The following is a 19931-nucleotide window of genomic DNA, read 5'->3' as shown; positions in this document are numbered from 1 at the left end:
AGATGATGAGCAGTAAAACTCGAACGATCAATGTCGCATTCGGCCTATGGGCCGCCTTCGGCACCTTTCCGACATTGGTTCTGGCAAATGATGCCGGCCTCTATGATGCGCCGATCCCGGCGGACAAGAGCCTCGTCCGCTTCCTCAATGTGAAGCTGAAGAGCGGGGTCAATCTCGATTTTTCCGGTCAGAAATTCGAGGTGGATGCCGCTGTTCTTTCGAACTACCGAATGATTGGCAATGGATCCTACAAGGTCTCTGATGGTTCTACGTCTGCCGAGGCCAATCTGGAGCCCGGAAAGTACTATACCATCGCTGTGGGTGCCGATGCCGCTGGGCAGAATGGCATAGTAGTCATTGCAGACAAAGGCGTCGAAAACCCATCGAAGTCGGCATTGAGCTTTTACAATTTCTCGATGAACCCCGCCGATCTGTCGCTCCGGTTGAATGGTGATACCAAAGTCCTGTTCAAAGATTTGTCGCCCGCGGCGATGGCCACGAAGGAATTGCCGGTGATCGATATTGGCCTGGAGGTTTCCGAGGGAGGTTCGAAGATAGCTGAGGTTGAGAAGATTTCTCTGACTGCCAAGGGTCGTCAGAACGTGGTTGTGATCGACACGGCGAACGGTCCCGCGGGCTTCGTGGCCGCGACGGGCATTGAACGGTAATTCTGAAAAACACGACAGGGGGACGAGTAAATTGCGCAAAGTTCATTTCAATCGGTCAATTATAGCTGCCGCATCGGCTCTGGCCGCGTCGGTTGCATTTGTCGCTCCGGTCCGAGCTGATAACCCCTCCATTCTGCTCGATCCCCCCAATCTCGACTACAAGGCCGTGTGCAAGCCCCCGACCGATCAGGCCCCGCGGCCGAAGCTCGATCGTGATTGGACAAAGAGTGCGATCGGCGAAATCAAGCTGCCAGCTCGGGACATCGTCGCTCTGGCGGTCGAATATAGCCGCGGAAGCGAGCGGGTGCAGAAAGCCCCCGCGGTGGCGGAGGAAATGCTGCGAGCGGGCCTAAAGAAGTACCCGGCCCAGGACGACATTTTCCTAATTCCCCTCGCGCGCGTGCTGATGGAAAACAGCTCGACGATCGATGAACTGCGGGAGGCGGAGTCCTACCTGCTCGATGCCTATGGCGCAGGCAGCATCCGCGCGGCTTTCGCGCTCGGCCAACTCTATGGCGACGACGGCCCGAGCGAGATGCGCGACCTGACGAAGTCGCGCTTTTACCTGGAGAAATCGGCATTGGCCGCCGATCCACAGGGGATGATCGAATACGCCCGCATCGTCACGCTCGACCCGCAGGCTACCGAGGAGCAGAAGAAGGGCGCGGTGACGAATGCCCTTCTCGGCCTGATTGGACAAATTAAGGAGGGTGACTGCTCCGCCCTCAATCGGATCGGTTTCCTTTATCTGCGCGGGAGCTTGGTCAGCAAAGAGGTCGAGACCGCTCTGAAGTGGCTCGAAGCTTTTGCCAGGACCGGGGATCCGAGGACGGCACAGAACTTGGCCGAACTCTATCGTTCAAACCAAGTGGACCAGATCGATATCCAGAAGTCGATGACCTACCTCAAGCAAGCGGCGGATGGCGGCATGTCTTCCGCGCAGTTCAGCCTGGGCAAGGCCTATGCGACCGGCATTTCGGTGCCTCAAGATTCCAAACTGGCCATCAAATACCTGAGCGGCGCCTCCGATGCAGGACTGCACCCCGCCGACGAGTGGCTGGCGCGCATCTATGCGGGTGAATTCGGCGCCGGGCGTGATGATGCCAAGGCGAAGGAATATTTCCAGCGTGTGATGCAGGCGCAGGATCATTCCGAAGAAGTTCCGGTACAATACGGCGAGTTTCTGGCCAGCAGCGGCGCCTCGAAAGAAGACGTGAACGAGGCCCTTCGGATCCTGCAGGCGGCGGCGGACGCCGGCTCGGCCGATGCCAGTGACGAGATCGGCAAGATCTATCTTGAGATGGGCAGGAAGGATCCCTCCTACCTGAGCAAAGCCATGCAGTCCTTCAGCGAAGCTGCCACCGCCGGCAATTCCGATGGTGCGGCAAAGCTAGCTGGCATGTTCGCATGTGGGCAAGGTGCACCGATCTCGGTGGAACTGGCCAACGACTGGCGCCACAAGGCTGCGATCTTCGGGTCAGTATATTCGATCTACGTCAGCGGCCTGAATATGTTGACGAAGGCAGACGAGGCAGACCGTGCCAAGGGACGTGTCTACCTCCAACAGGCCGCCTTCAAGGGCAGCCCGGAAGCGATAGGCTACGTGGTCGCCCGCTGGGAGGCCGGTACGGACAGCTTTGAGCAAAACCCTGAGGCGGCCGAGCGCCTGCTACGGTTCGTCGCGTCGTTGAAAGACAACGAGCAGCGGCGCCTGGCGCAGTTGTCGATTATCAGCAACCGCTTCGACGTCGCATCCAAGCTTGCTGACAAGCTCTCCCAGATCGCCGCCCTCGACTCGATGATCCAGGCGGACGACCGCGACGCACTGATGCTTAGGGCCCAGCTCCTGCAGCGGGCCGGCCAGGCGACGCCGGCAGCCCTAGGCGATACCTACAAGAAACTCGCTCAGTTAGGCGATCCGCGCGGCATGCGTGAATACGGCAAGATCCTGCTGTCCGATCTGTCGCAGAACAGTGAAACCGGGCGAACCTGGTTAAAGAAGGCGGCAGAGGCAGGCGACTTTAAGGCGAAGATCTCGCTCATTGATCCGGGCGATCCGCAAGCGTTGCAGCAACTGGCGAAAATGACGGCGGCCGGCGAGGCCTGTACCGTCGACGCGATGGTCAACATCGCCCGCGTCTATTCGACGTTGCCGGACCCACAAGCCAAAACTTTAGCACGCTATTGGCTGTCGCTGGCCGAAAGCCTATCCGACCAGGATGCCGACGACTTGTACACCGTCGGCGCCGCGTTCCGCGATGGTATCGACGGCGTCGAGAGTCGTGCGAAGGCGGAGGGTTTCTTCCTGCGCTCCTACGCGCTCGGACGCATTTCCGTGCTGCGCGATCTCGCCGAGGGTCATCTGCAGGGGATATGGACAGATTCATCCGTCGACAAGGCCAAGGCAGACCTGCTCAAGCTCTATGCCGCGGGCGACAAGGATGCGGCGAACAAGCTCATCAGCGAAATCGCCAATGAGCGGATGGTTTCGAACCCCGCCGAAGTGAACGAGCTTCTAACGTTTCTTGGGACTGACGTGAACGCGCCGGGCAAGTATCTACTGAAGATCGTACGCCTCAATCTCGAAGGTAAATTGGGCACGCGAGATGATGCCATGGCCATTCGCTGGTTGACGGTGTCGGCCGACGCCGGGGAGCCGAATGCCATGTATCGGCTCTACCAGGCCTATTTCTTCGGAAACGGTGTGGCGAAGGATACGGCCAAGGCTTTCGATTGGCTGGGAAAATCGGGAGAAGCCGGCAATCAAAGGGCGGCACGCGAGCTTTCGGTTGCTTACAAGGTCGGTGTCGTCGGACTGAAACCGGATGCAGACAAGGCAGCTTACTGGGACGGGAAGTTCAAGGCTCTCTCCACGGCGCAATGAAAGATCGTCCGGTCCCGTCGCGAGGACCGGACTACAAAAGCAATCAATGTAAATCAAATGGATTGGGTGAATGGCAATTGTCGCGCTTTCGAGATTTAGCTTTTTGGCAGCAGGCGCTGTTTTGCTATTGGGTGGAAGTCAGGCCTCCCAAGCCGCGTCCTTGACCCTGCCGTTCCAACTGGCGAGGCACGTCGCGCAGAACAACGGCAATCGGGATTGCTCCGCGAAGCTGCCGACGCCGGTGATCTCGCTTAACCTCACAAGCATTTACGAAGACGACGATGAGAGCCGTTCGACAGTCGACCCGGAGAATAAGGATCGATACGACAAGGCAATTGCCCAGACGCGTGAGTTCGCTGCCTTCGTAACCAAGTATGCAAGCAACTACACTGAAACCGACGGCAACCGGCTGGACGCAGCGAGCTGCACCCTGCAGGCGTTGGACAGCTGGGCTCGCGCCGGTGCGCTGTCGGACCTCAAGACGCGTCAAAGCTATCTGAGCGCGACCCGCATCGTGGCAGGTGCGGCCCTGGCGTATGCCCAAGTGCGTCCGGCGGCAACCCTACTTTCGTACGACACTAGTGCGATCGAGAAATGGCTGGGCGGTCTCGCCGAACGAACCATCCCCGTCTATACCGAATCGGGAGACCGAAACTCGAACAAGCAGAACCACCGGTACTGGGGCGGGTTTGCGGTCACGGCCGTCGGGGTCGCAATCGGCCGGAAGGATTTCCTCGATTTCGGCTTCGAAAGCTACAAGCTTGGCGTCTGCCAGGTCACCGCCGACGGTGCGCTGCCTCTCGAGCTCATGCGCAAGAAGAAGGCGCGTGACTATCATCTTCATGCCGCGGGACCGCTGGTGATGATGGCGTCCCTGCTCCAAGCAAACGGCTATGACGCTCTGTCGCAATGCGACAATGGTCTTCGGCGACTGGTGCACTTTGCGCTGGATTCGATAAATGATCCGTCGCTGATGGAAAAATTGGCTGGGGAGCCGCAAGTCAAACTGCCGAGAGACAATAATGGCCTTATCCGGCCGGACCGCATTGCTTGGCTAGATGCCTATCTCCATTACTATCCAGAAGATAGAAATATTTACAAGAAGTTCTTTGACGGCGCCTTGTTTTCTTCAAATCTGGGGGGGCGCATTAGCGTTCTCTACAACGTCTCGCAAAGAGACTGAGATATTTTTCACTATTTCAGGAGATTAACTTGAGTCTCAAATTCGGTACGAGTGGATTACGCGGCCTAGCCAGTGACCTCAGTGGAAAGCCTTCATTTACCTACGCCGCAGCGTTTGCAACTTTTCTGCTGCGAAACAGGATCGCCCAATCTGGCGATCGCGTGCTGGTCGGTTACGATTTCCGCGATTCGAGCCCCGCGATTGCCGCCAATGTCAAACTGGCGCTTCGCGAATATGGCCTGGAAGCGGTGGATTGTGGCCACCTGCCAACCCCGGCGCTGGCTTTCTATGGAATCCGCACCGCTGCGGCCTCGATGATGATCACTGGCTCGCACATTCCTGCCGATCGCAACGGCATCAAGTTTTACCTCCCGGACGGTGAAATCGATAAAGCCCACGAGCAGGAAATTTCGGCGATTGCACAGGAATTAGACGATCTGGAAATTCCGGCCTCTGCTGCCCCGGCACCAGGAACCGAGATGGCAGCAGAGGCCTCGGCGCTGTTTATGGAGCGCTACAGGACACTATTGCCGGAAAAGTGCTTGTCCGCAATGCGCGTCGGCGTCTACCAGCACTCGACCGTCGCCCGCGACATGATGGGCGCCATATTGCGGCATTACGGAGCCGAGGTAATCGAGCTCGGCCGGTCAGACGTTTTCATTCCGGTCGATACGGAAGCCGTCTCGCCGCAAACGGTCGCGGTGCTTCAGAAATGGGCGAGTGAATTCAGCCTTGACGCTATTGTCTCGGCAGACGGGGACGGCGACCGTCCACTAATTACCGACCAGACTGGCGTGCCGATCAACGGCGACATTTGCGGTCTTATCGCGGCGCGCTTTCTCGGTGCCGAAGCAATCGTCACTCCGGTCACGTCCAATTCGGGCATCGAGACCTTTGGAATGCGGGTCATTCGCACGAAGGTAGGCTCTCCCTTTGTCATCGCCGGAATGAAGGAGGCGATGGCCGGAGGCAAAGGAGTAGTCGGTTTCGAAGCTAATGGCGGAACCTTGACCGCATCATCGTTCAAAGTGGCGACCGGTTCGCTGGAACCATTGCCAACGCGTGATTGCTTCCTTCCTATCCTGGCAGTGCTTGGCTCGGCCGCTTCGGCGCATCAGTCGCTGTCGGCGCTGAAGCTGGGCCTCGCTTTGCCATCAACGGCAGCCGACCGGCTCGAGGATTTTGCATCCGAGAGAAGCGCCACTCTGATGACGGGGCTGCGTTCCAACCGCGGCAACTTAGAAAACTTCGTTGCCCCCTTGGGCAGGCTTTCCGAGATCAACGAACTCGACGGGCTCCGTGTGACGCTGGACAACGGCCGTGTTGTCCATTTCAGACCGTCCGGGAATGCGCCGGAGATGCGATGCTACGTCGAAGCCGATAGCGCAGAAGAGGCAATGGAAGTGCTTAAAATCGCGATGGATTTATTGCGGGGGTTCAACGCACCATGACCAGCTCGCCTGCGGGATAAAATCCCGTGGCGGCTTTGGTGGTGGTCGGTAGATGTCGATGAACGATGGATGCAGAAACATCGTTGGATTCTTTTAAACGGTTGAGGGGTGGACTGAGAATGAAACAGATAATGAGTTTGAGTAGGGCACTGCTGATAGGCACCATGCTGGTCCCGCTTGCGGCGTGCACAACATCGCCCAAATTCGCCTATGACGACGCCAAGGTTCAGATCGGCTTCGCAAAAGCGGGCTTCAAGGCACGGCGCAACCCGGAATCTTTGCTGGCTTACGCGGCGAAGAATGCCAAGGGCCAGGACGAGGTTGTCCGCTACAACCGGGCCTACGGCAATCTGATGCTCGATCGCGGCAAGAACGGCGAGGCCTATCCGGCCTTCGAACGCGCCGCGCTGGCAGGCGACGCGAGCTCTGGCCGGCGTCTTGTCAAGGGGCAACTTGACGGCGTTTATCGCCCGGAGGACGTCCGAATGATTGCGCGTTCGGTTTACCTTCCGTTGACGGCCGACAAGTCGGATACAAATACGCGGTTGCTGCTGGCGCAGTTGATCGACAGCCGCGAAATCGGCGGTGTCGAGTTCGGCACTGCCGACGCATGGCTCAACGAAGCCGCCGCAGCGGGCGCGACAAAAGCATTCCGCAGCCTCGCCGAGCGCGCGGAAAAGTCCGGTAATGTCACGCTTGCCTCAGACTATTACGACCGGGCGGACAAGACGTCGAAGGCCGACCGGGCCCTTCGCCAGGCGCGGGTCCACTACCTCGGCACCGAAGGCGGCGCTAACCAAAAGCTCGGTCATGCCTGGCTCGAGCTGGCGCGCAAGCTTGATAAGCAGGGCGCCGGCCAGCTAGCCGCGCGCGTCTATCGCGCCACCTCGGGCGGAATTGAAGGTTCCTATCTGATCAGCGTGGCGACAGCCGCGGGCGTCAACGTTCTTTCGCGGGACCAGCTGCTTGAGGCCTACCGGAGCGCCAAGACGGACCAGGACCGTGCAAAGATCCTGGCGCCCTTGAAGGCGGCAGCGCGCAACAATGATCCGAATGCCTCCTACGAACTGGCGGCAATTTACATTGGCACGCGCGGCGACCCCAACGAGATCAACACCCTTCTCGTCAAAGCCTATTCCAAGGGCAAGGCCGAGGCGCTGGATCTGATGATCTCCCAGCTAATGCGCGCGGAGCCCGGCCAGAAAGCGGCGGACGTTCTGTTCGACGGTGTCGTCAAGGCGGCCCAGAATGGCGATGTCGAGGCAGCCCGCTCGCTCAGCTCGCTCTATCGCATCGGTGGTTACAAGCCAACCAACCGCATTGAAAGCGTCAAATGGCTCCAACGCGCGGCCGATTCCGGTGATGCCAAGTCGCAATATGAACTGGGCGTCGATCTCTACGAAAACGGAAGCGATCGAGATTCGAAACAACTGGCGCTGAAATATTTGAACATGGCAGCGGGTCAAGGTGACCCATTCGCACAAACCTATCTCAAATCGAAGACCTAATGGGACAGGTGGCGAATGTTAGATGCTGAGTACGCACGAGTTCTGGCCGCGTTTTCGGTTGAAGTTTCTCTCTTGGATGACTGGTTGCATAGCAACGCACTGCCACTCTGGTTCGAAGTGGGGTACGACCGGCACGCTGGAGGCTTCTTTGAAAGGGTCCAGCTCGACGGTTCCCCGTGCGAAGCGGACAACAGGCGAGCGAGAGTGCAGCCGCGGCAAATCTACTGCTTTGCCGCGGCAGGTGCGCGCAATGCCTCCATCGACTGGCGTGAAGTGGTGCAGCACGGATTTTTGTGGTTCGAGAGGGTGTATCGACGAGACGACATGTTCTTCGGCAGCGTCGCGTCGCCGACGGGTATCATGGTCGACGAGAGCTTTGACCTTTACAATCAGGCATTCGCCTTGTTCGCCTTCGCAAATCTTGCGGTGTCGGTCCAAGATTGCAAGGAGATAATGGAAGGAAAGGCCCGTGCGCTGCTCCACTCGTTGAAGGCCGAGTACGCTCACCCAGAAGGAGGTTTCCATGAGGGCCGCCCGACAAAGCTCCCGCTGTGCTCCAACCCGCATATGCATCTTTTCGAAGCTTGCTTAGCATGGGAGCGGGTCGCGCTAGATCCGGCCCCATGGACCGCGTTAGCCGACGAGATTGCAGAGCTGGCCATGACGCGGTTTATTGACGGAGGCAGTGGCGCTCTCAGGGAGTTCTTCGACCACGACTGGACACCGTTTCCCGGCGAAAAGGGACGGATTGTGGAGCCCGGTCATCAGTTCGAATGGGCTTGGCTGCTCACGCGCTGGGGTATGGCGCGTAGCAATCAGCCGGCAATCGCTGCCGCGGAACATCTCTTTGAGCTCGGCGTCAAACATGGCGTATGCACGGAGCGGGAAGTCGCGTTTATGGGGCTTTTCGACGATTTCTCCATTTCGGATCCCGTCGCCCGGCTTTGGCCCCAGACCGAGTGGCTAAAGGCTGCCGCCCTGCTGGCCCAGGTCAACCATGGCGAGCAGCGAACCAATTATCTGCGGCAGGCCACAAGGGCCAGCGCTGCACTGCGCAAATTTCTCGCCACGGAAATTCCGGGGCTCTGGTATGACAAACTGTCCGCGGACGGGACGTTCGTGCACGAGCCAGCTCCCGCCAGCAGCTTCTATCACATTCTTTGCTCAATTTACGAAGTTCGCGACACCCTGAAACAATTGCAGTGAGCTCCGGCGCCTCGCCGGTTCTTTTGAACCGATGCGCGAACGGTTCCGTTCGCAGCCTGTCGGCAATCACGAATGAGGATATTACCTTGGCCATCGATCTTTCTGCTGACCACGAGGGCGAAGCCCTTCGCCAGCGCTCGGTTCTCGCTTGCTGGAGGAACCGTGCCGCCTGCCTACGCCGTCGCCGCTCAAGCGAAAGCCCTTTGGGTTAGGGGGCTGACATGGTCTTTTCGTCTGTCATCTTCATCTTCGTCTATCTGCCTCTTTTTCTCGCGCTCTATTACGCCTTCCCGGTTCGCTACAGATCCTATTTCATTCTGATCGGCTCCTACTGCTTCTATGCCTGGTGGCGGGTTGACTTTGCCCTCCTGATGCTCGCGACGACAGCATTCAACTACTGTGCAGCGCTGCTGGTGGATGGGGCGCAAACACAGAGGCGACGGAAGGTGCTTCTCGTCGCTGCCGTTCTCGCAGATCTCTGCCTGCTCTTCTATTTCAAGTACTTCAACTTCTTTGCCGAAAGCAGCGCATTTCTGTTCAATAAAGGCGAGGCCTACAGTTGGTCGCTGCCGCACGTCTTGCTGCCGATAGGGATTTCTTTCTACATCTTCCACAACATCAGCTATGTCGTCGACGTATATCGACGCGACCTGGAACCGTCACGGACCTTCGTTGACTACGCGGCCTTCATTGCTTTTTTCCCGCACCAGATAGCGGGTCCGGTGCTGCGCTTTTCCGACCTGGCCGAACAGTTCTATGATCGTGAACACAATTGGTCGAAATTCAACTACGGCGCGATGCGCTTTCTGACGGGGCTGGCGAAAAAGGTTCTGATCGCAGATTCGATCGCCCCGGTGGCCGATGCGGCGTTCGCGATTCCCGATCCCACAATGGCCGAAAGCTGGCTAGGCGCGATTGCCTACACATTACAACTCTATTTCGACTTTTCGGGGTATTCGTCGATGGCGATCGGCCTTGGTATGATGGTCGGATTCAATTTCATCGAGAATTTCGACACTCCCTACAGGTCCGTCAACATCACCGAGTTCTGGCGTCGGTGGCATATTTCGCTGTCAAGCTGGCTGCGCGACTATCTCTACATTTCTCTGGGCGGCAACCGCAAAGGCATTGCCCGGACCTACTCAAACCTGGCAGCTACCATGATACTCGGCGGCTTGTGGCACGGAGCGAACACGACCTTCCTCATTTGGGGGGCATGGCACGGAATCTGGCTGGCGATCGAACGCTATCTCAAGGTTCCGAACAACGCGCCCTTCCGGATTTCGTCCTGGATATTCACCATGCTACTCGTAGTCATTGGCTGGGTTTTCTTCCGAGCAGCCAACATGACCGAGGCAACGAGCATGCTTGCTGGCATGATTGGGCTGAACGGCATTTCATTGCGCAGCGACTATGCCTGGGAATTTAGCAATTTCAGCTTGGCGTTGATGGTCGTTGGCCTTTTAACGGCGCTCAGCGAGCGGAGCCTGCGTCAAATGTTCGGATTACGGACGACACGGGAATTGGCGAAGAGCGCCGCGATCGACCATCCGCCAGCGACCGCTGTAATGGGAGTGACGGCAACCCTTCTCGGTCTGCTTGCGATCCTCAAGCTCGTCGCCGACAGTGATGCGCCCTTCCTTTATTTTCAGTTCTAAGGAGATCCCTATAATGGAAGAGATTAACTCCGTCGTAGCTCTCGAAGAAATAGCCGTCCCGACGTCCGAGCAAGACAAGTTCGATCTCAAAGGGGTGCCGGGCTATTTCCCGGCGGTTTCGATTCTCATCCTTTTTGTCTGCGGTCTTGGCGCTTTCGTCCATTTCTGGCTCAGCAAGGAAATGATCGACCACCGGCAACAGCCAAGACCGGTCTCCGATTTCATCCAAGGCCGCGAGGCCCTAACGCTTGAGCGAATCTACAAGGACGTTTTTCCGATCAGAGACTTTTCGACCGGTCTGTTGAACGCCATAAGTTTTACAGTGTTCGACGAGGCTCGCAAAGGGCTGATCAAGGGAAGCGATGGCTGGTTCTTCACCGACGAGGAGTTCACTTGGAACCGCAGGTCGGCCGAAATGCTTGAGAAGCATCTCGAGTTCGTCGGCAATTCTGTTAAGAGGCTGAAGAGCGTCGGCATCGAGCCTATTCTCCTGCTGATCCCGGAAAAGGCGGACATCTATCGCGACAAGCTTGGCAAGATCGCCGCGTCGTCGTCGCGTGAACATTATTATGAGGACGTGCGCAGTCGCCTGAGCGACCTGCGCGTTGCTGTGCCGGACCTGCGGAGCGTTCTACTGCAAGCTCGCGAGCTAGAGCCGGTCTTCTTAAAGTCCGACACGCATTGGACGGTACGAGGTGCGGGTGTCGTCGCCCACTCCGTCGCCCAAATTCTAGCGGGCGATGATGGACTACAGCGCAAGGAATTCAATTTGAAGCCGGAGATGGGGACGATCCACGTGGGTGATCTTCACAAATTCGCCAAGCTCTCGGTTTTTTCGCCACTCATCTCGATGCCGGGCGAACCGTTGACGCCTCTTTCGGCGGTGGCTGCCGGTGCCAGCCTCGACGATCTACTGTCCGACGATAATGGCGGACCCCAGGTGGCAATGGTTGGATCAAGCTACACTGCCGATGCAAGGTGGAGTTTCGAAGCTCAGCTGAAGGCAAATGCCAGTGTCGATGTCATCAACTTTGCCGAGGAGGGAAAAGGTCCATTTCTCCCGATGGACGCCTTTCTCAACGACAAGCTGCCTAAGCAGACGAACTTAAAATATATCGTTTGGGAGTTACCGCTGCGGTATTTCGATGAGGTATCTTATTGACTCATCGACTTTCTATATCGTGGATCGCTATCAGACGCGCGCCACTACTCGCTTTTGAAGGAGCCGTCCGCTGCGAATGGATAGGGTCTGGGGACGGGACCAGCGGCATCGGATGGCTGTAAGCAAAGGCCATTTCGATCCTGCTCCCGGCCAACCTGCTGCCATTCCGAAAAACTAACGAACGTGGAAGCATAGAGGGAGCGGTCGCCGCGCACCAACGGGATACGTTTCGCGCAAATAGACTTGGCATGACCGCTGATAACACACACGCGATCTCAATGGATTGCAGAGGATCCACGGGGTGGCGAGTTTCATCTGCGTGCTGCGCACGGATTACTCAATTTGTAACGTTCGCTAAAATAATATGTTGATTCCCCACGATTAATGTCCTTGCAGAACAGTCGCGCCGGCCGCATCCCCGTCGTCCAACTGTGCTCCACTTTAAAGGACGCTTTTGTGGCAAGAAACTCTGACTACTTTGATTTGACTAGCTGGAAACTCTGCTTGCCGATCGACGAGGACGGCGGCACGTCTGGCACTGCATACGAAGTTCCAAATCTGTCGGGTTTCGAACACGCGTCCTATTTCTATACCGCCGACGATGGTGCGATGGTGTTTCGTGCCACAGTCGACGGGGCGGTCACCAAGGATACGACCAACGCCCGGTCAGAACTGCGCGAATTGGATCGCAATTCACTCGCTGCGTGGACGCTCGAAGAAGGTGGCACAATGACGGCTACCTTGAAGATCGACGAGGCGCCGCGGATCTCCACGGGGGAGACGGACAGCCGAATCGTCGTGGGCCAAGTCCATGGTATTAATAGCGAACTCGCCCGGCTGTATTGGGATAACGGTGAAATTTATTTGAAGAGCGATATAGGCGGGAGCGGTTCGGTGACCTATGCGCTGATCAACGCCGACGGTGAAACGCCGCAAATTTCGATTGGCGAGCTGTTCTCCTATAAGATCGACGTGCACAGCCACATAATGACGGTGGTGATTTACGCCGACGGCGATGCTTACACTTCGGCAACCGCGATTAATTCCGCATGGGACGCTGACGAGTTCTATTTCAAGGCAGGCGCTTATCTCGGCAGCAACGAGACGAATAGTACGGGCGCCGGTCAGGTTTCGTTTTACGGTCTCGATTTTTCTCATGATACGGGCGGCGGGCTGAGCGGGCTGACTGTTAATGTGGTTGCTGCTGACAGCTCCTATTTTGCCGACTCGACTGGCACGATCGGCAATGACGTGCTCACAGGTGGTGCGCTTGCCGACGTGATTTACGGCTATGGCGGCGACGATCAGATACGTGCGGGAGCAGGTGACGACCGGATTGTCGGGGGCTCAGGTGCAGACAAGATTCTGGGGCAGGATGGGGCCGATACGATTGCGGCCGGAGCAGGCGACGACGTCGTCTATGGCGGCGACGGCAATGACGCAATCGATGGCGGAGCCGGCAGCGACACGCTGAAGGGGGAGGCGGGCGACAATAAGATCACCGGTGGTGAAGGCAACGATTACATTTCGGGGGGAACTGGAGCCGATGACCTGAATGGCGACGCGGGCTGCGATATAATCTATGCCGGCGACGGCGACGACAGCCTACATGGCGGGGCAGACGACGACATACTCAAGGGCGAGGCAGGCGCCGACACGCTGGCCGGAGACGATGGCGACGACAAGCTTTACGGTGGCGACGGAGCTGATTACCTGAAGGGCGGCGGTGGCGCAGACAGACTGGATGGGGGCGATGGGGCGGATATCCTATATGGTCAAGGTGGTGACGACACGCTCGTCGGTCAAGGCGGTGCCGACAGGCTCGACGGCGGCGATGGTAACGACACGCTTTACGGCAACGCAGATGACGACAAGCTCTCTGGCAATGCAGGGGATGACAAACTCGTCGGTGGTGACGGCAATGACACCCTATACGGCGGTGCAGGCGCTGACCGACTCTATGCTGACGAGGGTGCAGATAACCTCTATGGCGGAGCGGACACCGACACCTTCGTCTTCCTCTCGCTTGATGCATCGACGCTGAATTCAAGTGGGCGCGACGACATCTACCAGTTTTCTCAGAGCGAACACGACATCATCAGTCTGAGCGCCATCGATGCAAATACGACAGTCAGCGGCGGCCAGGCATTCACTTTCGTTGGCACAGACACATTCTCCAAACAAAGTGGAGAATTGCGTTACGTGAACACGTCGTCCGAAACCTTTCTCTATGGTGACGTCAACGGCGACGGCGTAGCCGACTTTTCGATCCATATCGACGGCGTGTTTAAGCTTCAGGCTGAAGACTTCGTGCTGTGAGGGTTAAGGTCGTCTAGCAAGCGCCGGCTTGCTGTAGTCGCCTCGTTTTAGAAACTGATAATATTAATGGTTGAATCAATTATGCGTCCGTGCCATGCTCAAGCAGCAAGAGCGCGTGAGGCAAGCGGGGAGACGTCAAGTTAATCAAGCGGATAGGAGGATCCGAGATGAAGGCTCAGGAAAGGACATACTTGAAAGCGGCGCTTGTAGAAATCGAAAACCTTGCCGCACCGAGACATATCGATCGGGTGAGCGCAATCCTTGGCATCGACATGGTTCGTTTTGCAAAGCTCGGTGCCGATGGAATGAGTGCAGTGATTTCCAAGGCGCTACAGCTTGACACTATTCCCACGACAAACACGAAGGTTCGGAGCATACGGAGACAACGAAAAGTTTCCAAGATCGAACCGATGTCAACGCCACGGACATACAACTGAGGCCCACTTCTCAGCAGGGCGTTGTGCAGACATAGAGATTCGAGCCACCGCTGGGTGTCCGGCAGGACGTACTCTGCGTCGGCGTCGATGCCTCGCGCTACATGTGCGCTGAGAGGGATTCGCGGCCACGGCGCATGAGGTACGCGCCGATGAGCATGCCTCTGAGAATTCCGGCTATCGATATTGGAAGCCGCTGTGGCCGCAGGTGCCAACATTGCCGGCGTGCTCATCGGCACGTTCTCAAACCTCAGCGTTTGCGCATTATGCTATCGGCAGACAACCCGCGGGCGTTTCATTTTGCAAGCGGCGACGAGGTCGGCACGCCCACCGATCGAGGTTGGCTGCAAGGGGGCCGTTGAAGGCGGAGACCAGTGATGCGCCCCGGAGCGTTGATGGCACTGATCGTGGAAGAAGCACGCTTGTGCCGCGTGCCGAGTCCGTTGAAGTGACAAAAAATGGGCCACTGGAAGACCAGGGCCCGTGAGGTGGGAAGTTTAACTAACCTCCGGAGAAACAGCTAATCATAGATCCCAAAGCGACCATCATCAGCTGGCTTGCGGTTTGGCATATGCATGTATCTTTGCCATTCGGCAACAATATTTGTCTAACGCAGTTAACGTAGAAACGTGCGACGCCGCGGTTAAATCTTTAATCAGAAGATGTATCCAAGCCAAATAGCTGCTTTAAGTAGGTACTACCGCTCATTTTAACAGCTCACAATCGCTAAAGTCACAGTCAGCTAAGACAAAAACTTCATCCAAGGCGCCGTCAACGCTGTTCTTAACGTCCTAGATCTCGGCTTAACCCCAAAAAAAGTCCGCAGCAAGACTCGACTTTTCGAGGAAATTTGCAATTACTGTTTGTAGACAAAGGGTGCGGCCGCAGTCCCGTCTATTGGGATTCCGTTGGCTAAAGGGATTTGCTGGGGACGATTTGAGATAAGGTTATATTCCTGCTGCACGGGCTCACGAGCGCCCGGTCCAGCATTGGTGCTTCCTTTGAAACTTTCCAAGAGATAACGTATTTACGGAAATGCAAGAAACTATTCGCTTTTTATTCTCCGCACGTCGACGGGGAAGATCAGGTCCTATCGATATTCATTCGGCCATGTGCCGACAAGTCGGAAATAGTGACTCGATCAGGCGTTGCTGGCCTTTACCTTTCCCGCCGAAAGAACTTCTCCAGATCGCATGTGTACGAGAGCATCGCTTTCCAAAAGCCGCATATGGGCGCTCAGGTCCAAAAAATGCGAGGGAAATTATAGGGAGGGCGGTAATGCATTGCGATTATAATATTGGCGATAGTTTGTGACATTTTGGCGAATAGGGGGAACTGTTTCTATGTTGTTTGGTTGGACGAAGCGTAAACGCCCATGCCTTCGCTGTGGTCATAGCAAGAGGATCGATGGTGAAGAGCTCATATGCTCGTCTTGCATCGATGAAATAAACCTTAAATCCGCGGAAAATCTCGAGACGTCAGCATTAGATGAAGAAAATATTGATCTTCCAGTACGAATTGCAAAAGCCGCCTCGGCTTGAATACTGATTCGGTGTAGATCGCAACTAGTCGTGTTTATTGATTTCATCTCCGGATGCCGGGGCCATCGCTGTGGTCCTCGAATCAGTCCAAATAGCGGCAAGATAAGTGAGCCTAACCAGAAGGCTGATGCCGTCGGTCATCGTCAGTTAAGCCGATCGTGATTTGCTCCGCACTGCGTCACCGAAAACGCAACTCGTGGCGACGCAGGCCAGGGCGCTCCGACATAAGGTCGTCGAGCGCCCTGTTGGTTCGGGAGGGGATTAAAAGACGCTTGCTTCCATTTAGATGCTGTACACAGAAGCCGTTATGTCAAGAGCTCCTAGAAAAGAACAGGGGCGAGGTCCGAAGCGGATGTCGGAAATATGCGATCTTGAAGATGCTACGAGAGATAGACCAGCTTATTGAAAAATCAAACTCATTCGCGCGATGAAAAGCTTAAACGGAACGATGGTGGATAAAGAAAAGCAACCCCTTCATATTAGGACGGCCCTGCGCCTTCTGCATGTCTATTTCTCCTTCGCCCGCGGCATGACGATGGGCGTCAGGGCCGCCTGCTTCGATGCCGAGGGGCGAATTTTTCTCGTGCGCCATAGCTATATCGACGGATGGCATATGCCCGGCGGCGGGCTGGAGCGCAACCAAACGGCGGAAGAAGCGCTGGTCAATGAACTCCGCGAAGAGGGCAATTTGACGATTGTTGGCAAGCCGGAACTCGTCCAGGTCTATTTCAATAACAAGATCACAAAGCGCGATCATGTCGTGTTCTACCGGGTGACCGTTGAGCAGACATCGCCGCGGCCGCCGGACTGGGAAATCTCCGACAGTGGCTTCTTCTCACTCGACAGCCTGCCCGCCGGAACGACCGAGGCGACTCATCGCCGTCTGGCCGAACTTCGCGGCGAACAGCTGTCCGCCCACCACTGGTGAACGCACGCTCGCCAGCATCGAGCCAACCCGATCGGCATCCGTCCACTCGAGCCTTATCGCCCATGGACCGGCCGACGCCACGCCACACGCTCGGCGATCGCGTGAAGATAGAGTCGCGATCCGTGCTCATCTTGAGTGAGCCGAACACATCTATGAGAAAGCAAATGCTGCAGGCTGGTTTATCGGCCTCCTTATGCAGTAGCTGAGTTGGTTTTTGACGAAATCGATCTCGAAGGCTGTTCGCTTGAGACGGATGAGCTGTGAAGGCTAGTCTGGAGAGTGGCAGCGGCTAACTTGGTGGAGGCGATGAAGCCAACGGGTGATCGAACGTGGACACGCTGGCGGGTGGTGGGATTCAGCTTCAGGACCAACGGGCACTCCTACCATTGCGGGGCAGGGGGAAGCTGTTCTTCACGAGCGCCATTAACGGCTTGTTTCGAGGATGTTCGCGTTCTGGGCCAAGAAGATCGCATTATGGATCGTCGGGAACCCTGTGAAAATGTCTCGCGACTAACTACTGGCGCCGTTTTCTTTCAAGAGCTTTGAGCGTATAAGCCGCCCTCAGCCCACATTCGATTGGCCACAAGCTCTACTCTCGAAATGGTGCGCTCGATCTGATACGAGCATGCCCATAGACGGGTGGTCCGGTAGGCGCTATTCGTGATGTAACCGCACATCAGCAAACCATCCTATAATTTTCAAGGCCTCTTATATTGAAAAAAGCGCAGCGCAGTTTTGCCGTCGAGTACAAAAACGGCAGGCGAAAACTCGATCCCAAGTCAAACTCGATCAGGGGCAACATGGATCTAAAGTCAGTCGCTCGCGACCTTGTGGAAGAGACATCGCGGCATCCATCAGATAGCTCTCAGCGTGGCAAATCTGACGGTGAAATGTCTTTCCCGGAACCTGACGGCAAGTCGTTGTTGACACCGTCTCTTGGGGCATCAACAACTGTATCAGATACACAGGAGATGAGCATGGCCGACGAGACTGATACGGCAACCAAGGCCGATGGACCGACCGTTGTTGAAACACCCACTGCGCCGAAGAAACAGCGCAAACCCCGCGCCAAGAAAGCGGCGGCGCTCGAGACGTCGTCAGCTGACGCTACGGCAGAGCCGGCGGCGACGCTGACCGGTGCCGGTGGCGGGAAGAGGAGAGGGCGCATGGCAAAGGTGATCGAAGCTGCGTCGAGTGCTAAACGTACGCGTGTTCGCCGTGCTCCAAAGCCCGCACAGATCACCTCGGCCGCGCCGATAACAGCGATCGATGAGATGGCGGATCTCTTGCAGTTGGAAGAGGAAAATCAGCGACTGCGCAAGCTTCTGGCTGAAAAGCTTCGTGCAGAAAATGCCGATCTGCGCAAACGGCTCAAGCTCGACTGACATAATCATCGGACGCACTTTTTACATATCGGGGCAACACAGTTTGGTGGCGGTGTATATTACTGGAACGAAAACTCGCACCCTTCTTGCGGAATAAAAGCGAGGTCAGAGAGATGTCGTCTCCGTGGAAATTTCTTGTCCGACTGATCTCACCCAGACGCGAACAGGGGCGAGAAAACGGCGCGACCGAGAAGGCTACGAAAAGCGGTCCTTCGCAAATTGCTGATCCGACTGAAACGATTGCCGAGGAGAGCCTGAATAGCGAGGGTCGACCGACAAGCGATGCGACACACCACGATCGATCCGCTTCAATTTTCACAGAGCCTGTGCCTTCCGAAGAAGCTAAAAATGATCGCAAGGATAAAGTCGAAATCGAAGATGCCGGAGTCGTGCAGGCTGCTCATCCAGCTCTTTCCGGCGAGACAGGTACGGACATCATCGCTGCGCTTCGTGCTGTGGACGTTCAAGCTGTCGAGGTCGCACCGCGTAAGCAAAGAAGCCGCGGCAAGAAAGCGTTAGCCGTTCCAAACACTCCCCAGGCCATCCGGGTCAACGACACCGCAAACGAGATAAACCTGGATGAAGAGATCAGGCTGCTCAGGGGGCAGCTCGCCAGAAGGCTAAAGCTCCAAAACGAACAGCTGAGAAAAATGCTGGAGCGGTTTGAACGGTGATGACCTGATGTGGTGGACGGCCTCCGCTCCCGGCATCGCAATGTGCCAAAGTGTGGCTGTCGAAAGTCACATAAGGGAGAGCCGTCCATGGAGAAGATTACCACAATTTGTCTGGATATCGCCAAGCACGTATTTCAGGTTCACGGGATCAATGGTGTCAATCGGCTTTGTAACGGGGGTCTGACGCAATCTCGATGACATCAGGGTGCTCCCACGATACGTGCCTCAAGCAAATCGAGTTTCCCGCGCCCGTACATCTGGCGCTTGATGAGTGTCAGCTTGGTGATCTGGCCCTCTGTCTGGCCGTTCGACCAGATTGAAGTTATTGCATTCTGAACCGCTGCTCTGTCGCGGATAACTCCGTTGGCGAATGACGCGACCAAGCTTGTCGCGGCGCGGTCGATCCACGCGTCCAGATCATCTTTAGACTTGCGCCGCAGCATCTCGTGAAAGCTCTCCACGACATCTCTGGCCTCGACAAGGTCTGGTAGTCGCTCCTCGATCGCAGCAACCGTCATCGTTTGAGCCTTGGTCAAATTGTTGCGTTCAAGTGTCATCAGGCGGGCGATGGTGCGTGCCGCCGGCGCGTGGCCGAGCCCGTTTTCGGCCTTTTCGGCCCGCCTTCGTCGTGTTGCCCATTCCGTGACAACGCGGAGACCTCCGCCAAACCCAGCCAGCCGAAGCTGACGCCACAGTTCAGCGCCATTTCGTAATCCGGCATCCCATTGCGCTTCGAGCCACGGCAGATGTGGTTCGAGTGACGTTTGCCGGACTCGGAAGATGTCGGTCCGTTGACCACGAACAACGCCGCGAACCAGCTTTCGGCTGTGCCCGGTTCTGCGCACGATTTCCTTGATGGGCACACCTTCGCCGACGAGCCCACGAATGACAGCGTTTGCCTCTTCACGTCGCAGATACCCCTCGTATTGC

At 56.6% G+C, this 19931-nt stretch carries 14 protein-coding genes; 13 read left to right on the top strand and 1 reads right to left on the bottom strand.

Annotation, left to right across the window (positions count from 1 at the left end; all coding sequences use genetic code 11):
- Positions 1-2 precede the first annotated feature (2 nt).
- The 13 genes from PYR71_RS28830 to PYR71_RS28770 all read left to right on the top strand — a co-directional run bounded on the left by PYR71_RS28830 (position 3) and on the right by PYR71_RS28770 (position 19001).
- Positions 3-668 (top strand): alginate O-acetyltransferase AlgF, encoded by a 666-nt coding sequence (locus tag PYR71_RS28830; protein ID WP_275621723.1) that lies wholly within the window; start codon positions 3-5, stop codon positions 666-668.
- A gap of 31 nt (positions 669-699) precedes the next feature.
- Positions 700-3552, top strand: coding sequence for a tetratricopeptide repeat protein (locus PYR71_RS28825; protein WP_275621722.1), 2853 nt, complete (start codon positions 700-702; stop codon positions 3550-3552).
- A gap of 70 nt (positions 3553-3622) precedes the next feature.
- Positions 3623-4735 carry an alginate lyase family protein gene (locus PYR71_RS28820; RefSeq protein WP_275621721.1) on the top strand — a complete coding sequence of 371 codons (1113 nt, stop codon included), beginning with the start codon at positions 3623-3625 and terminating at the stop codon, positions 4733-4735.
- 29 nt (positions 4736-4764) lie between these two features.
- The gene (locus PYR71_RS28815; protein ID WP_275621720.1) at positions 4765-6186 is read left to right on the top strand and encodes a phosphomannomutase; all 1422 of its coding nucleotides are present in this window, start codon (positions 4765-4767) and stop codon (positions 6184-6186) included.
- A 131-nt stretch (positions 6187-6317) separates the two neighbouring features.
- Positions 6318-7694 carry a tetratricopeptide repeat protein gene (locus PYR71_RS28810; RefSeq protein ID WP_275621719.1) on the top strand — a complete coding sequence of 459 codons (1377 nt, stop codon included), beginning with the start codon at positions 6318-6320 and terminating at the stop codon, positions 7692-7694.
- Between the two features lie 15 nt (positions 7695-7709).
- The gene (locus tag PYR71_RS28805; protein ID WP_275621718.1) at positions 7710-8900 is read left to right on the top strand and encodes an AGE family epimerase/isomerase; all 1191 of its coding nucleotides are present in this window, start codon (positions 7710-7712) and stop codon (positions 8898-8900) included.
- Positions 8901-9121: 221 nt separating this feature from the next.
- On the top strand, positions 9122-10558 hold the full coding sequence (locus PYR71_RS28800) for an MBOAT family O-acyltransferase (RefSeq protein WP_275621717.1): 1437 nt from the start codon (positions 9122-9124) through the stop codon (positions 10556-10558).
- Between the two features lie 13 nt (positions 10559-10571).
- Positions 10572-11720, top strand: coding sequence for an alginate O-acetyltransferase AlgX-related protein (locus PYR71_RS28795; RefSeq protein ID WP_275621716.1), 1149 nt, complete (start codon positions 10572-10574; stop codon positions 11718-11720).
- 384 nt (positions 11721-12104) lie between these two features.
- Positions 12105-14039: a polysaccharide lyase family 7 protein gene (locus PYR71_RS28790; protein WP_275621715.1), complete on the top strand. Its 1935-nt coding sequence runs from the start codon at positions 12105-12107 to the stop codon at positions 14037-14039.
- 167 nt (positions 14040-14206) lie between these two features.
- Entirely contained in the window at positions 14207-14476 is a 270-nt protein-coding gene (locus tag PYR71_RS28785; RefSeq protein WP_275621714.1) for a hypothetical protein, read from the top strand.
- Between the two features lie 1986 nt (positions 14477-16462).
- Positions 16463-16942, top strand: a complete 480-nt coding sequence (locus tag PYR71_RS28780) for an NUDIX domain-containing protein (protein ID WP_275621713.1) — start codon at positions 16463-16465, stop codon at positions 16940-16942.
- 713 nt (positions 16943-17655) lie between these two features.
- On the top strand, positions 17656-18327 hold the full coding sequence (locus tag PYR71_RS28775) for a transcriptional regulator (protein ID WP_275621712.1): 672 nt from the start codon (positions 17656-17658) through the stop codon (positions 18325-18327).
- Positions 18328-18440: 113 nt separating this feature from the next.
- Entirely contained in the window at positions 18441-19001 is a 561-nt protein-coding gene (locus tag PYR71_RS28770) for a hypothetical protein (protein ID WP_275621711.1), read from the top strand.
- Between the two features lie 200 nt (positions 19002-19201).
- Here PYR71_RS28770 and PYR71_RS28765 read toward each other — a convergent pair.
- Positions 19202-19931, bottom strand: a 730-nt coding sequence (locus tag PYR71_RS28765) for a transposase (RefSeq protein ID WP_275621710.1), incomplete at its 5' end; no start/stop codon positions are given.

This window comes from Rhizobium mulingense (assembly GCF_029194105.1).
Taxonomy (GTDB): Bacteria; Pseudomonadota; Alphaproteobacteria; order Rhizobiales; family Rhizobiaceae; genus Rhizobium; species Rhizobium mulingense.
This window is presented reverse-complemented; position numbering and strand designations above follow the sequence as displayed.